Raw genomic sequence first — 14,734 nt, forward strand, 5'->3', positions numbered from 1 at the left:
CTGACAGCCCCTACGCGCGGCCAGCGTCGTCCCGGTCGTCCGAATCGTGTTCGGCGTCGTCGGCGAGCACGCCGTGCTCGAAGCCAGACAACTCCACCGGCTCCGTCTGCTGGAACTCCTGCTGACGGCGATGCTCCGCGTCGTCCGCGTCGTCGTCAGCGTCCTCGTTCCAGCTCGAGCCCTCTGCGAACGAGAGATCCTCGGGGGAATAGGCGTCGGTCTCCATCGCCGTCGGAGTGTGCGGCTGCTCGGCGCGCTCCGGCACGCGCCCGATGAGCGCGATCGCCTCGTTGACGTCGACTTCGCCGTCGCGGGGAAGCTCATCGAGCAGCCCGTAGTCCCGGATGTCGTCGGCCAGCGTCTCGAGCAGGCCGGCGGCGTCGCTGACGACGTCATCGCGCCGCGAGTCCGCTCCGTGCAGAAGCCAGCGAGCGAACTCCATCTCGGCGTGCAGTCGAGCCCGCACGCGCAGGGCCGGGTCGGGAGCGCGGTGCGCGGCGTCCGCGTACGCATCGATGACGTCGTCCTCCGCAGTCTGCGCCGCCGACAGCCAGCGCAGATCGATGGCGGGATCTTCGACAGCGAGCCCGTGCCAGTCGTACACACCGGTCACAACGGGGGCGCCGCGCTCATCGTCGCCGAACAGGAACGCCGAGGCGCCGACCCCGCCCAGCACGATGGTCGGCTCGAACGACCAGAGCCTGTCGTCGTCGATCGCCTCGCGCCAACGCACCGTGAGGCGCACCGGCACATGTCCGCTGGCAGCCGCCCTGTCGAGCACGTGCGCGGCATCGGCGCGTGCCTCTGCCGCGCCATGCTCCTGCAGGCCCGCGGCACGGACGACGGATGCGGGCAGCGAGTGAATGGCGGCCAGCGCGCGGCCGATGGAACGGGCAGCTCCCTCACCCGGTGGGATCTCGCCCGCATCGATCTGATAGCCGGGAAGCATCGTGGTCACGACGGCTCGCACACCATCGATCGATGTCTGACCGAGGAACTCCGGGGCGTCGATGCCGAGCAGGCCGCGCACGCCGGGAGTCAGGGCTCGCAGCGCGACGACCTGCGAGGCGAGCTCGTGCTCTGCCTCTTCGTCGACGGGTACTCGGATGACGACCTCGCGCCCGTCGCCGAGCGTGGCGACGGCCGAGTCGTAGCGCTCATCGCCTCCCGCGCTGAGCGGGCGCGCGCCAGCGATTCGTGCGCCGGGAACCGCCGCCGTGACAGCCGCCGCTAGAGTGAGGGGAGAGCGTGCCATGCGATTCAGATTAGGTCGACCGGCCGCATTTGCTTCACGCCACGCCCGCAAGGAGAGGCACCGCATGTTCCAACCCGCCCCCGCAGGAATCGTCGATCGAGCGGCAGAGGAACGGGAGCAGAGCGACCTTCTCGAACGGGCACTGGCGGATCCGCGCACTCGCGTGCTGCTCATCCACGGCGATGCCGCCCCGCGTGCGACGGACGGACTGGGCTGGCTGTCGCCCGATGACGTCGCAGCACTCGTGACCTCACCCGTCGGCTGGGCGTTCCTCGGTCGTGACGATGAGGGGAGCGCGGTGCTCGTCGCGGCGGCCCGCGGACGCGAACGGCCGGCCCTCGATCTCGGCGACGGCTGGGCATCGCTGCGCGAGACCGCCACGAGCCTGCCTGCGCCGATCGCTGACCTGTTCACGGTCGCCGTCAGCCTGGGCCGATTCCTGAGCGAGCGATTCTGCTCGCGATGCGGTACCGAGGCCCCGCTCGCGACATCCGGTTGGTCACGGGCCTGCCCGGAGTGCGGCGCCGAACATTTCCCCCGAACCGATCCCGCCGTCATCGTCGCGACGGAGAGCCGCGACGGAGAGCGACTGCTGCTGGGGGCGAACGCCGCATGGAAGGGGCGGATGTACTCGTGCTTCGCGGGCTTCGTCGAAGCCGGCGAGTCGCTTGAGACGGCGGTGCATCGCGAGCTGCTCGAGGAAGCGGGCGTGCGCCTGAACGACGTGCGCTACGTCGCATCGCAGCCGTGGCCGTACCCGCGCTCGCTGATGCTGGGCTACCGCGCGACGGCGGCAGCCGAGCACGAGGTGCGCCCGGACGGCACCGAGATCATCGACGTGCGCTGGTTCACCAGGGACGAGATCCGTTCCGGTCTGGCCGGACGCGCCGATTTCGGGTTGCCCGGTCCGGTATCGATCGCTCACAGACTCATCGCCGAATGGGCGCAGGAAGGCCGCGCGACCGGCCAGGTCGGTGGCGCGTGAGCCCGCTCGATGCGCTCGACGAGCAGCAGCGCGAGGCGGCGTCGATCCTGCGCGGCCCCGTGGCGATCCTCGCAGGAGCAGGCACAGGCAAGACCCGCGCGATCACGCATCGCATCGCGCACGGCGTCGACACCGGCGCGTACACGCCGAGTCGATTGCTCGCGCTCACGTTCACGACGAAAGCGGCGGGGGAGCTGCGAGGGAGGCTGCGGGACCTCGGCGTGCAGGGCGTCGTCGCGCGGACGTTCCACGCCGCCGCGCTGAGCCAGCTGAACTACTTCTGGCCGACCGTCGCAGGCGACGTCGCACCGAAGATCATCGACAACAAGGTGCGTCTGCTCGCACACGCCGCCGACGGCATCGGCCTCAAACCCGATACAGCGACGCTGCGCGACGTCGCATCGCAGATCGAATGGCGCAAGGTCACGATGCGATCCATTGACGCATACGCCCAACTCGAACGCCGAGTCGGCCAACTCAGCCCGGATGCGCTGGTCGCGATGATGACGTCGTACGAGGAGCTGAAGGATCAGCGTCGCCAGCTCGACTTCGAGGACGTGCTGCTGGCATGTGCGGGAATGCTCGAGGGCGAGCCGAAGGTCGCCACCGCCGTTCGAGAGCAGTACCGGCACTTCACAGTCGACGAATACCAGGACGTCTCTCCGCTGCAGAACCGGCTGCTCGAACTGTGGCTCGGCAACCGCCGCGACCTGTGCGTCGTCGGCGATGCCAGCCAGACCATCTACTCGTTCACCGGTGCCGACGCGAAGTTCCTGCTCGACTTCTCCCGGCGCTACCCCGACGCGAAGGTCGTACGGCTCGAGCGCAACTACCGCTCCGATCGAGCGATCGTCGATGTCGCCAACGCACTGGTGAAAGGGCGCCCGGGTGCGCTCAGGCTTGTCGCCCATGATTCGGATGCCCATGCACCGACGCCGACGGTTTCGGCGCACGACGACGAACGGCGCGAGGCGGAGGCGATCGCCGAGGCGATCGAACGGCAGCTGACGGCGGGCGCCGCACCGGACGCGATCGCGGTGCTGTATCGGGTGCATGCGCAGTCGGCGGCGATCCAGCAGGCCATCGCCGCACGGGGCATCGCCACCACTGTGCTCGGCGGCAAGCGCTTCTTCGACCTCCCCGAGGTGCGTCAGGCGATCCTCGGGCTGCGCGCGGCGGCCGTCGCCCCGTCGACGGCATCGATCGCCGGGGACGTCGAGCCGGGGCGCACGCGAGAGGACGCGGTGCGCATCGCCAACGTTCGAGACGTGCTGCGCAGTCTCGGCCACAGTGAGGATCCGCCGGAGGCCGGCGGTGCGCTGCGCGACACATGGGAGGCGCGTCAGGCCATCATGCGCCTCGCCGACGAGGCTCCCAGCGGTACGACGATGCGCGCGTTCGCCGACGCGATGCTGGCCAGGGCCAAGGACCAGCACGAGCCGGCGCTGAAGACGGTGACGCTCGCGACGGTGCACGCCGCCAAGGGCCTCGAATGGCCGCACGTGCACCTCGCGGGCGTCGCCGAGGGTCTGATGCCGATCTCCTATGCGACGACGCTCGAGCAGATCGATGAGGAGCGTCGTCTCGCCTATGTCGCCATCACCCGCGCGGCGCGCACGCTGTCGGTGACGTGGGCGAGGGGAACGGGGAGGAACGAGCGCACGCCTTCGCGGTTCATCGGCGAGATCGTCGGCCCCAAGGCGCTGCGCGCAGGATCCGGATCCGTCGCGCTGCGCCCCCTCGAAGACTGATACCTGCACACGAACTCCTCAGCCGCGAGAAGCGGAAGCCGGATCTCTCAGGCAGCGTGCACCTGCGCGGCGACCGCCGCGCGTTCGGCCGAGCGGCAGAGGCACTCGGGGTGCGGGCGATGCGTCAGCCATCGGCGGGACGGCGCCCACTCGGGTGCGGTGGGGTCTGCCGGTGCGCGTTCGATCATCGCTGAACGCGTGGCGAGCGGTTCGTCCGCGGTGGTCTCGGCCTGCTCGGCGACGAGACCGTCATAGAGCAGGCGGGCGGTGAGACTCGCCGCCCCGACGGCGAGTGAGAGCGGGACGGCGGGCGCGGATCGCAGCAGCAGCTGAGAGGCGAGAACGGGCCAGGCGGAATCTGCGGCGGTGCGGTGGGAGTCGAGGCATGCCAGGCACGCTGATCGACCAGGCAGCACGAGGGGGCCGACCTCGGCGCCGGACGCCGTGAACACGAGAGGAAGATGCGGTGCGTCGTCACGGGCGCACCGGGCACCGAGATGGGGTGGGACGACATGCGCGGCCAGGAGCACAACGGGCGTGGCAGGGTCGACGGGCTCTTCATCGGGCGCCAGCCATGCGGCTGGCCAGCCGTCGTCCGTCAGCGCGTCGATCACTGCTGTTGCGACGACGGGTGAGACGGCGTCGGCCGCGCGGACGACCACACCGTGCTCGTCGGGCACGATCGTCTCGAGAACCGGCGCCAGCAGACGGAGCAGCTCGCCGACCGCGGAAGTCGGACCGTCTGCGCTGCGGGCGAGCGGTGACGGGTCGACGGCGAGCTGCTCGGCACCCGCACTGGGGAATCCATGCTCGAGCTGCGCGATTGCGCGCTCCTGCCACGGTGCGGGGTCGCGCAGCGACAGGGTGCCATCGAGCCCGAACTGCATCGTGCGCGCATCCCGCCACAGCGGGCCGTGGCGGGGATCGATGCGAACGAGGCTCATGAGCCGATTCTTGCCGCTGGGCACCCGCGACGGCGCCTTATCCACAGACCAGCCAGACACATCCGGTCATCTCGTGCCCTGTGGAGGGCGCCGCGCGAAGCGCGTCCTACGGCTTCTCGTCTCCCGAGTCCGGCTCGTCGTCTGCGTCGTCGTCGGGTACGTCGCCTCCGTCGCCCGACTCTTCCTCCAGCAGCTGCGCCAGTGCCTGATCGAAATCGTCCGGCGCCGGCTCTTCGCCGCGGGCCCGCGCCTGGAGTCTCGTGATGAGCCCGCTCGGGTCGTCGATGTCGGCGGAGTCCGGCAGCAGGTCGGGGTAGTCCCACAGAGAATCACGAGCGGACATGCCGACGGCATCCGTCACGGCCCGCCACATGGCGGCGGCCTCGCGCAGTCGACGCGGTCGCAGCCGCAGCCCGACGAGTGCCTCCAGCGCGTCCTCTGCCGGTCCGCCGGCTGCGCGCCTGCGCCTGATCACCTCGGCGATCCGGTCACCGCTCGGCATCCGGTTCGTCGCATCTGCCGTGACGACGTCGACCCAGCCCTCGATCAGTGCGAGCAGGGTCTCGAGCCGCTCCAGTGCCCGTCGCTGCGCCTCCGACTGCTCCGGCAGCAGAGAACCGGACTCGAGAGCTTCTCGCAGCTCATCCGGGTTCTGCGGATCGAAGCGGCTCGCGAGGTCTTCGAGTCGCTCGACATCGATATCCACGCCCCGGGCGAAATCGGTCACCTGCCCGATCGCCTGCAGCCGCAGCCACTTCGCGTGGCGGAACAGGCGGGCGTGCGCCAGTTCCCGTGCCGCGATGTACAGCGCGAGCTGATCATCCGGAATCTCCAGGCCGCGGCCCAGATCCGCGAAGTTCTGCGGCACGATCGCCGCCGCGCCCGCCGGCATCACAGGAATGCCGACGTCGCCGCCTGACACCACCTCGCGCGAGAGCTTGCCGATCACATGGCCCAACTGGCCGGCGAACATCTGTCCGCCGATGCCGCGCAGCATCCTGCCCGCTCCGTCGAGCATCTGCTGCATGTCGTCAGGCGACTGAGCCCGCAGTGCGTCGATCAGGCCGTCCGCCATGCTCGTCGCGACCGGTTCGGCGAGTTCCTGCCACACGGGCAGGGTGAGCTCGACCCACTCTCCGCGAGTGATCGGGCGTGCCGGTTCCGCGAGCTCGGAGATCATCGTCGCCTCGCTCAGCCACAGCTCGGCGAGTGCGAAGGCCTGTTCATGGTCGGTCTTCTCACCCGTGGTGATCGCGTGGCCGTCCTGATTGGCCAGATGCAGGGCCTGCCGCTTCGCCGCGTCCCACGAGATGCCGCCGTCGCCGGCGGTCGCGAAGGCCTGCTGCATGCTCTGCATCAGTGGCTGCAGCATGGCAGGGTCGATGCCTGCCGCACCCATCTGCTCCGACAGCCGCTTCAGCTGCTCGGGATCGAGCCCGCCATCGGCGAGCGGGTTGCCGCCGGCGCCCGCGTCCTCGAACAGCTTGCGCAGGAACTCAGGGAAGTCGTCTTCTGGGCGGGGGGAGTCGTCGCTGGTCACGTCAGCCGCCTTTCGTGCTCCGCTGTCAGCGTGCGGAGAGGTTGTCACGTTCTACGCTAGTGCTCGCGGCGCGTCGACCGGCCGGCGAATCGTACGCCGCTCGCGAACGGGCCGCAGGCGCGGGTCGGGAATGCCTCGCGGAACAGGTGCGACAGGAGACCGAGTGAATACGAGTAAGCGGACCACGGTCGGCACTGCTGCGCTGGCGGTCGCGCTCGTCGGCCTGTTCGGAATGTCGTTCCTGCCGACCTCGTTCGTGGTGCAGCAGCCTGGCCCGGTCTACAACACCATCGGCACGGCCGAATCGGCAGACGGCGAGGAGATGCCGCTCATCGAGGTGCATGACGCCGAGTCGTATGAGACCACGGGCAGCCTCGACCTGACCACCGTCCAGGTGCTAGGCGACCGCGAGCGGACGCCGAGCTGGTTCGAGTTGGCGATGGCCTGGTTCGATCGGTCGAAGGCGGTTGTGCCGCTGGACTCCGTGTACCCGGAGGGCGTCACGACAGAGGACCGCGAGGAGCAGAACGCCGCGCTGATGGTCGACTCACAGGCTGAGGCGACCGCCGCCGCGCTGACCGAGCTCGGCTACGACGTCGGCGGTGAGACGGAGATCTCCGTCGTCGACGTCACCGAAGGTGCGCCCGCGACAGGCAGGCTCGAGCCCGGCGACATCGTGCTGACCGCCGATGGGGAGCCGATCGCCGACGCGGACGATCTCCGCCTCGCCATCGCGGCGGGCGACGGCGAGCCCGTCGAGATCACCTACGAGCGCGACGGCGAGCAGGACACGACGTCGGTCACGCCCACCCGCGCTTCGATCGACGGTGAGGACAGCTGGGCGATCGGTGTGCTGCTGACGCCTATGACGACGTTCGACTTCCCGATCGACGTCACGATCCAGCTCGACAACGTCGGCGGCCCCAGCGCCGGCACGATGTTCGCGCTCGGCATCATCGACACCCTCACCGAAGAGGACATGACCGGCGGCGAGAACATCGCCGGAACCGGCACGATCGACGCGGAGGGCACAGTCGGCGCGATCGGCGGCATCCGGCAGAAGCTCTACGGCGCGCGCGACGCGGGCGCGGAGTGGTTCCTCGCTCCCGCCGATAACTGCGGAGACGTCGTCGGGCACGTTCCGGACGGCCTGAGCGTCTTCTCCGTCGCGACCCTGTCGCAGGCGGAAGACGCGGTGGAGGCGATCGCATCCGGTCAGACCGATGATCTGGCGACCTGCGAGAGCCCCTGAATCGGGGCGTTGTCAGCCCAGGCATTGAATCCACTCATAGGATGGACAGGTGACCTCGACGACAGCGCCGACTCCCAAATCACCGCCCAGCACTATGCGGAGAGTGATCACGATCGCGGTGATCGTGATCGCCGCCCTTGTTGCGGGCTTCTTCCTGTTCGCGAATCTGTACGCAGACTTCCTCTGGTACGACCAGCTAGGCTTCGACAGCGTGCTGCTCACCCAGTGGGGCGCGCGGGGGCTGATGTTCGTCATCGGCTTCGTCGCGATGGCGGTGCCGCTGTGGCTGTCGATCCACCTGGCGCACCGGCTGCGACCGGTGTACGCGCAGCTGAGCTCGCAGCTCGATCGCTACCAAGAGGTCATCGAGCCGCTGAGGCGCCTGGCCACCTGGGGCATCCCGATCTTCTTCGGCTTCTTCGCCGGCTTCTCGGCCGCGACGAACTGGGAGACGGCGGCCCTGTGGCTGAACGGCGGCGCGATCGGCGAGGTCGACCCCGAGTTCGGCCTCGACCTCGGCTTCTATATGTTCACGCTGCCGTTCTTCCAGGGCGTGCTCGCATTCGCGTCCGCGGTGGTGCTGATCGGCCTCGTGCTCACGCTCGTCGTGTCGTACTTGTACGGGTCAGTGCGCATCGGTCAGGGCGAACTGCGCATCTCGAAGGCCGCTCGATTCCAGATCGCGATCACCGCAGCGGTGTACATCCTGCTGCAGGCAGTGAGCCTCTGGCTCGATCGCTACGGCAAGCTCATCGAGCCAGGCGACCGCATCACGGGCCCCGGCTACGTCGGCACGAACGCTGAGATCCCCGGCCTGACGATTCTGTCGATCGCCGCCGTGCTCGTCGCGGCGCTGTTCCTCGTCACTGCGTTCATCGGCCGATGGCGGCTGCCGCTGGTCGGCACCGGCCTGCTGCTGGTCACCGCGATCGTGGTGAACCTCGCCTACCCGGCCATCATCAACACCCTGCAGGTGCAGCCGAACCAGTTCGCCTACGAGAGCGAGTACTACCAGCGCAACGTCGACGGAACGCGCACCGCGTACGACATCGACGACATCGAGGTGGAGTCGTACTCGGCTTCGACCGATACGGAGGCCGGTCAGCTCCGCGACGACGTCGCGACGACCGCGTCGCTGCGCCTGATGGACCCCGCGGTGATCAGCCCGACTGTGCGCCAGCTGCAGCAGCACTTCCCGTACTACAGCTTCGAGCAGACGCTCAACGTCGACCGCTACGAGATCGACGGCGAGACGCAGGACACCGTCGTGGCGGTGCGCGAGCTGAACCAGGAGAACCTGGAGAGCCAGACCTGGCAGAACACCGCCATGGTCTACACCCACGGCTACGGCCTGGTCGCCGCGAAGGGCAACGAGCGCACGACCGACGGATGGCCGGTGTTCCTCGAGAGCGGCATCCCGACCAGCGGCATCTTCAGCGAGATGGACTACGAGCCGCGGATCTACTTCGGCGAGAACTCGCCCGAGTACTCGGTGGTGGGGCAGCCTGAGGGTGCGGAGCCGCTCGAGCTCGACTACGCCCGCGGTGAGGACGGTGCGAGCGAGACGCGCACCACGTTCACCGGCGACGGGGGTCCCAGCGTGGGCAGCTTCCTCAATCAGCTGGTCTACTCGCTGAAGTTCCAGTCGGAGCAGATCTTCCTGTCGCAGTACGTGAACGAGGAGTCGCAGATCCTCTACGACCGCAGCCCGGTCGAGCGCGTGCAGAAGGCGGCGCCGTACCTGACCATCGACAGCGACCCGTACCCCACGGTCGTCGATGGGAAGGTCAAGTGGGTCGTCGACGGCTACACGACCAGCGCGACGTACCCGTACTCGACGCCTGTCGGCCTGGGCGATGCGATCAGCGACTCGAACGTGCCTCAGCCGCAGGTGCGTCTGGACGAGATCAACTACATCCGGAACTCGGTCAAGGCCACCGTCGACGCCTACGACGGATCGGTCACGCTGTACGCGTGGGACGACGAGGATCCGGTGCTCAAGGCGTGGCAGAACGTGTACCCGTCGACCATCGAGCCGATCTCCGAGATGTCCGGCGAGCTGATGAGTCACGTGCGCTACCCGACGGACCTGTTCAAGGTGCAGCGCGAGATGCTCGGCGTCTACCACGTCGACAACGCGAACAGCTTCTACCAGCGCGACAACGTGTGGAACTCGCCGGACGACCCGCAGAACACCAACGTCAAGCAGCCGCCGTACTACCTCACGATGCAGATGCCGAACCAGGACGAGCCGTCGTACTCGCTGTACACGACGTTCATTCCGCCGGGGGAGGGCGAGGACAGCCGCAACGTGCTGCTCGGCTATCTCTCCGCCGATGCGGACGCTGGGTCGGCGGACGGAGAAGTGCGCGATGACTACGGCACACTGAGGCTGCTGCAGATCTCGTCGGATACCACGGTGGCCGGCCCTGGACAGGTGCAGAACACCTTCGACTCCGACCCGTCGATCGCCGACGAGAGAAACATCCTGCAACTGGGTGATTCGGAGCTGGAGCTCGGCAACCTGCTCACCGTGCCGGTCGGCGGCGGATTCCTCTATGTGCAGCCCGTGTATGTGCAGTCGACTGCTGGCACCTCGTATCCGCTGCTCCAACGCGTGTTCGTCTCGTTCGGTGACCAGCTCGCATTCACGGACACGCTCGCCGAAGGCCTCGACGAGATCTTCGGCGGCGACTCGGGCACCGAGACCGGTGACTCCGAGGTGGCGGAGAACCCGGACGAGGCGGAGGACGTCCCGACGCCGGACACGCCGGACACGCCGGACACTCCGGACACTCCGGATGACTCCGAAGGGACCGGCGACGAGGACGCAGGCGACGAGGGCACAGAAGACGGCGCCGACACAGGCGGCACCGATGCGGGGTCGGCCGAGTGGCAGCAGGCGCTCGCCGATGCCCAGGACGCCATCGCAGAGCGGAACGACGCTCTCGCCAGCGGTGACCAGGTTGCGATCGCCGAGGCCAACGAGCGGCTCGGCGAGGCCGTTCAGACGCTCATCGACCTGGAGGGCGACGCGCCGTAGGGCGTGTCGGAGGGGGCCGAGTTCGACGGCTGTTCACCCGCGTGTTAGTCTATTGGACGTGCCGCGGGGTGGAGCAGTTCGGTAGCTCGCCGGGCTCATAACCCGGAGGCCGCAGGTTCAAATCCTGCCCCCGCAACAGAGAACGAAGGCCCGGATCTCAGTCGAGATCCGGGCCTTCGTCGTTCCCGCGGAGCAGCGAATGTGCGGATGTCGTCAGGACATCCGTTTCGACGAAGCACCCGTCCGACACGGCGCGATCGACCCGCCGCTGATTCGCCTTCTGGCCGCACCCCGTCTAGACTGGTGGATGTGCCGCGGGGTGGAGCAGTTCGGTAGCTCGCCGGGCTCATAACCCGGAGGCCGCAGGTTCAAATCCTGCCCCCGCAACAGAGAACGAGGGCCCGGATCTCAGTCGAGATCCGGGCCTTCGTCGTTCCCGCTCGCTGACGTGTCCGCCGAAATGCGCACATCTTGTCGAGATGCGCCGCTTCGGACGCGCGGATGACCGACAACGGCGCATCTCGCGAGCTCCACGCCGGGCGTCGTGGCTACAACCAGCCCAGCAGCGACGCGATCAGCATCGCGACGGGGACGAACAGCGCGGCCAGGGCGAGGCCGAGCGCCGATGACGCACCCGTCGTCCTTCCGAGCTCCATCGCCCGTGCGGTGCCGATCGCGTGGGCTGACAGACCGATCGCGAGCCCCTGCGATACCGGGTCCCTCCGCCGCAGCAGCCGCAGCAGCGGCGGGCCGGCCACGGCGCCGAGGATGCCGGTGAGGATCGAGAACACCGCCGCGAGCGATACGTCGACGCCGAGCACTCCGGCGACGGCCGCGGAGACCGCTGAGGTCGCGTGCTTGGGAGCGAGGGTCAGCAGGATGTCGTGCGGCACGTCGAGCAGCCATGCCACGAGCGCGGTGGCGGCGATGCCGACGATCGTGCCGACCAGGCCGGCGACGAGCAGCGCAGGCAGCAGTCGACCGAGCTCACGCCCGTGGCGCCGGATGGGCAGTGCCAGCGCGACGATTGCGGGAGCGAGGAGGGCCGTGAGCGGCAGGGTGCCCTCCTGGTACTCGGCCAGCGGTGCACGTGTGACGAGGAGAACGACCACGATCACGATCGTGCTGACGAGTACGGGATTGACCCACCCGCGTCCGAATCGTGCCAGCCATACGGCGCCCGTCCAGACCAGCAGGGTGAGCGCGAGGGCCCACATCATGAACGACGCACCCGCCGCATCAGCAGGTCCGCGGTGAAGGCCGCAGTGAGGAACGTCGCGAGCCAGCCGACCACGAGTGCAGCGATGATCGCCATGGCGTGCTCGGCGAGCGGCCCGAAGGCGGCGATCACCCCGACGGCCAGCGGCACCAGCAGCAGCGGCAGCACCGCGATGAGGGTGTCCGCGGCAGGAGCGATGATGCGCGTGAGGCGGCGGCCGAGAGGAAGCAGCAGCACAGCCAGCAGCAGAATCATGCCCAGCGTCGACCCGGGGACGGGCAGATGGGTCAGCGCGCGGAGCGCTTCGCCTGCGGCCGCGAAGCCCACCAGGAGCCCCGCACCCAGCAGCCAGCGGGCCAGCTTCGGCACGCTTCCCGGCGTCGGCGTGCGTTCTTCGTCTGCTTCGTCCACGGTCGTCTCCTTCGGCAACACCTGGGTGCATTCTGTCAGCCGAATGGCAGGTGCCCGCTCAGGTGCGACCGAGACATCCGGATGATCCGCAGCGGGGCGTCCGCGAGATGCGCACGTTTTCGACGAGGCCGCGTCCGAAGCGGCGCATCTCGGCGAGAAGTGCGCATCTCGGCCGCAGGTGCGGGTGTTGGCGGGGGTGGGGCCGGGGTGGTTAGGTGGGGGCATGACCCTGGTTGCCGTTGCTCAGTTCGCGCCCACAGACGACAAGGGTGCGAACCTCGACGAGATCGAGCGGCTGGCGCGCATCGCGGTGGCGCGGGGCGCGCGCATGGCGGTGTTCCCCGAGTACTCCAGTTGGTTCGTCAATCCGCTCGACGACCGCTGCGCGGCGAACGCGGAGCCGCTCGACGGCCCGTTCACGGCGCGGCTGCGCGAGCTGGCGACCGAGCTCGACATCACGATCGTCGCGGGGCTGGTGGAACAGGGCTCCGCGACGCGAGTGCGCAATGCCGTGGTCGCCGTCGACGCCACAGGCATCCTCGCCGTCTATCGCAAACAGCACCTGTACGACGCATTCGGTCAGCGGGAATCCGAGTGGATCGAACCAGGTGCGATCGGTGAACCGCAGACCTTCGTGCTCGACGGGCTCACATTCGGCATGATGACCTGCTACGACCTGCGATTCCCCGAGGTTGCGCGCATGCTCGCCGATGCCGACGCGGATGCGGCCGTCGTGCCGGCGGAGTGGGTGCGCGGGCCGCTCAAGGAGCACCACTGGTCGACGCTGCTGACCGCCCGGGCCATCGAGAACACGATGTACGTCATCGCCGCCGACCACCCGGCACCCATCGGAGTCGGAGCATCCGCGATCATCGACCCGCAGGGTGTGTCGATCGCGCGCCTCGCCGTCGACACGGACGTGGCCGTCGCGGAGGTCGACCCGGCAAAGATCGCCACCACGCGGCGTGAGAACCCCGCCCTGTCGCTGCGTCGGTACCGGGTGCTGCCAGAGGCGTAGGGCGCGTCTCATAGGTCGAGCCGCAGCGACCTGCGCAGCCGACGTCTGATCGTGAGATGCGCCCTTGCCGTTCAGCTCGCGCCGAGTCGGCCCAGCCGTGCGGCGGCCTCCTCGAGCACGTCCACCCGCTTGCATGCCGCGAACCGCACCAGGCTCGCGTAGTCGGCACGGTTCTCGTCTGTGACGAATGCCGTCAGCGGCACGCCGACGACCCCCGCACGCTGCGGCAGCTCACGGCACAGCGCCGCCGCATCTGAGAAGCCCAACGATGCGCCGTCGGCGACCGTGAAGTAGGTGCCTGCCGGCTGGAAGATGTCGAAGCCCGCGGCACGGAGCCCGGCACCCAGCAAGTCCTTCTTGCAGCGCATGTCCTCACGGAGCTCGGCGAAGAATGCATCGGGCAGCCGGAGCCCTGCGGCGATGGCCGGTTGGAACGGCGAGCCGTTGACGAAGGTGAGGAACTGCTTCACGGTGAGCACCGCTGTGATCAGCTCGGCAGGGCCGGACACCCAGCCGATCTTCCATCCGGTCGCGCGGAACGTCTTGCCCGCCGAGGAGATCGTGAGGGTGCGGGCGGCGGCCTGCGGAAGCGTCGCTATCGGCACGTGCGGCTGGTCGAAGACCAGGTGCTCGTACACCTCGTCGGTGACGATGACGGCGTCGTGCCGTTCGGCGAGATCAGCGATCTGCTGTCTGATCTCCGCGGTGAACACCGCTCCCGTCGGATTGTGGGGGTCATTGAGCAGGATCACCCTGGTGCGGTCCGTGACCGCGGCGGCCAGCTCATCCAGGTCAGGCTGGAAGTCGGGGCGGCGCAGCGGCACCGTCCGCAGGCGTCCTCCCGCGAGTGCGACGCAGGCGGCGTAGGAGTCGTAGTAGGGCTCGAACACCACGACTTCGTCCTCGGGGGAGTCGATCAGCGCCAGCAGCGTCGCCGACAGTGCTTCGGTCGCTCCCGTGGTTGCGAGAACCTCAGTGGCGGGGTCGACGCTGAGCCCGTAGAACCGATTCTGGTGCTCGCTGATCGCCTCGAGCAGCTCCGGAACGCCGCGCCCTGGCGTGTACTGATTGTGCCCGTCCGCGATCGCGCGCTGCGCGGCCTCGAGCACCTCGGCAGGACCGTCCTCATCCGGGAAGCCCTGCCCGAGATTGATCGATTCCGTTTCGGCCGCCAGGTGCGACATCTCTGCGAAAATGGTGGGAGCGATGGATCCGTCGTCTCCGAGCAGACCAGCTCCGGATGCGGTGCGCCGCCAGGCGCCAGGCACGGTTGGCATGTCATCACGGTACGTCATCGACTCATTCCCAGATCTGAA

The 14,734-nt window shown here is 68.7% G+C and carries 11 protein-coding genes and 2 tRNA genes; 7 read left to right on the forward strand and 6 right to left on the reverse strand.

Annotation, left to right across the window (positions count from 1 at the left end):
• Positions 1-10: 10 nt before the first annotated feature.
• Positions 11-1,255: a hypothetical protein gene (locus tag CIK77_RS04745; protein WP_087056307.1), complete on the reverse strand. Its 1,245-nt coding sequence runs from the start codon at positions 1,253-1,255 to the stop codon at positions 11-13.
• Positions 1,256-1,319: 64 nt separating this feature from the next.
• Between CIK77_RS04745 and nudC the strand changes: the two genes are divergently transcribed.
• Positions 1,320-2,240, forward strand: coding sequence for an NAD(+) diphosphatase (gene nudC / locus CIK77_RS04750; RefSeq protein WP_087056308.1), 921 nt, complete (start codon positions 1,320-1,322; stop codon positions 2,238-2,240).
• On the forward strand, positions 2,237-3,991 hold the full coding sequence (locus CIK77_RS04755) for an ATP-dependent helicase (protein WP_249268713.1): 1,755 nt from the start codon (positions 2,237-2,239) through the stop codon (positions 3,989-3,991). Before nudC ends, CIK77_RS04755 begins: the two co-directional genes overlap by 4 nt.
• 47 nt (positions 3,992-4,038) lie before the next feature.
• Here the strand turns inward: CIK77_RS04755 and CIK77_RS04760 are convergent, their stop codons facing one another.
• Complete coding sequence (locus CIK77_RS04760; protein ID WP_140403573.1) at positions 4,039-4,935, reverse strand: hypothetical protein; 897 nt, start codon at positions 4,933-4,935, stop codon at positions 4,039-4,041.
• A 106-nt stretch (positions 4,936-5,041) separates the two neighbouring features.
• Positions 5,042-6,475, reverse strand: coding sequence for a zinc-dependent metalloprotease (locus CIK77_RS04765; RefSeq protein WP_170934244.1), 1,434 nt, complete (start codon positions 6,473-6,475; stop codon positions 5,042-5,044).
• A 163-nt stretch (positions 6,476-6,638) separates the two neighbouring features.
• Between CIK77_RS04765 and CIK77_RS04770 the strand changes: the two genes are divergently transcribed.
• From CIK77_RS04770 to CIK77_RS04785, 4 genes are all read left to right on the forward strand, one after another.
• Positions 6,639-7,727, forward strand: a complete 1,089-nt coding sequence (locus tag CIK77_RS04770) for a YlbL family protein (RefSeq protein WP_249268714.1) — start codon at positions 6,639-6,641, stop codon at positions 7,725-7,727.
• 94 nt (positions 7,728-7,821) lie between these two features.
• Complete coding sequence (locus tag CIK77_RS04775) at positions 7,822-10,770, forward strand: UPF0182 family membrane protein (protein ID WP_249268720.1); 2,949 nt, start codon at positions 7,822-7,824, stop codon at positions 10,768-10,770.
• Positions 10,771-10,832: 62 nt separating this feature from the next.
• Positions 10,833-10,906: transfer RNA gene (locus CIK77_RS04780), tRNA-Met, on the forward strand.
• Positions 10,907-11,083: 177 nt separating this feature from the next.
• Positions 11,084-11,157: transfer RNA gene (locus CIK77_RS04785), tRNA-Met, on the forward strand.
• A 161-nt stretch (positions 11,158-11,318) separates the two neighbouring features.
• On the opposite strand, the gene CIK77_RS04790 is transcribed toward CIK77_RS04785, so the two are convergent.
• On the reverse strand, positions 11,319-11,990 hold the full coding sequence (locus CIK77_RS04790) for an LrgB family protein (protein ID WP_087056314.1): 672 nt from the start codon (positions 11,988-11,990) through the stop codon (positions 11,319-11,321).
• Positions 11,987-12,400, reverse strand: coding sequence for a CidA/LrgA family protein (locus CIK77_RS17875; protein ID WP_212647521.1), 414 nt, complete (start codon positions 12,398-12,400; stop codon positions 11,987-11,989). Before CIK77_RS17875 ends, CIK77_RS04790 begins: the two co-directional genes overlap by 4 nt.
• Before the next feature lie 223 nt (positions 12,401-12,623).
• Between CIK77_RS17875 and CIK77_RS04800 the strand changes: the two genes are divergently transcribed.
• Positions 12,624-13,418 (forward strand): carbon-nitrogen hydrolase family protein, encoded by a 795-nt coding sequence (locus CIK77_RS04800; RefSeq protein WP_087053589.1) that lies wholly within the window; start codon positions 12,624-12,626, stop codon positions 13,416-13,418.
• Positions 13,419-13,489: 71 nt separating this feature from the next.
• On the opposite strand, the gene CIK77_RS04805 is transcribed toward CIK77_RS04800, so the two are convergent.
• Positions 13,490-14,695, reverse strand: coding sequence for an aminotransferase class I/II-fold pyridoxal phosphate-dependent enzyme (locus CIK77_RS04805; RefSeq protein WP_087053598.1), 1,206 nt, complete (start codon positions 14,693-14,695; stop codon positions 13,490-13,492).
• Positions 14,696-14,734 lie beyond the last annotated feature (39 nt).

This window comes from Microbacterium sp. JB110, from assembly GCF_003335195.1.
Classification (GTDB): domain Bacteria; phylum Actinomycetota; class Actinomycetes; order Actinomycetales; family Microbacteriaceae; genus Microbacterium.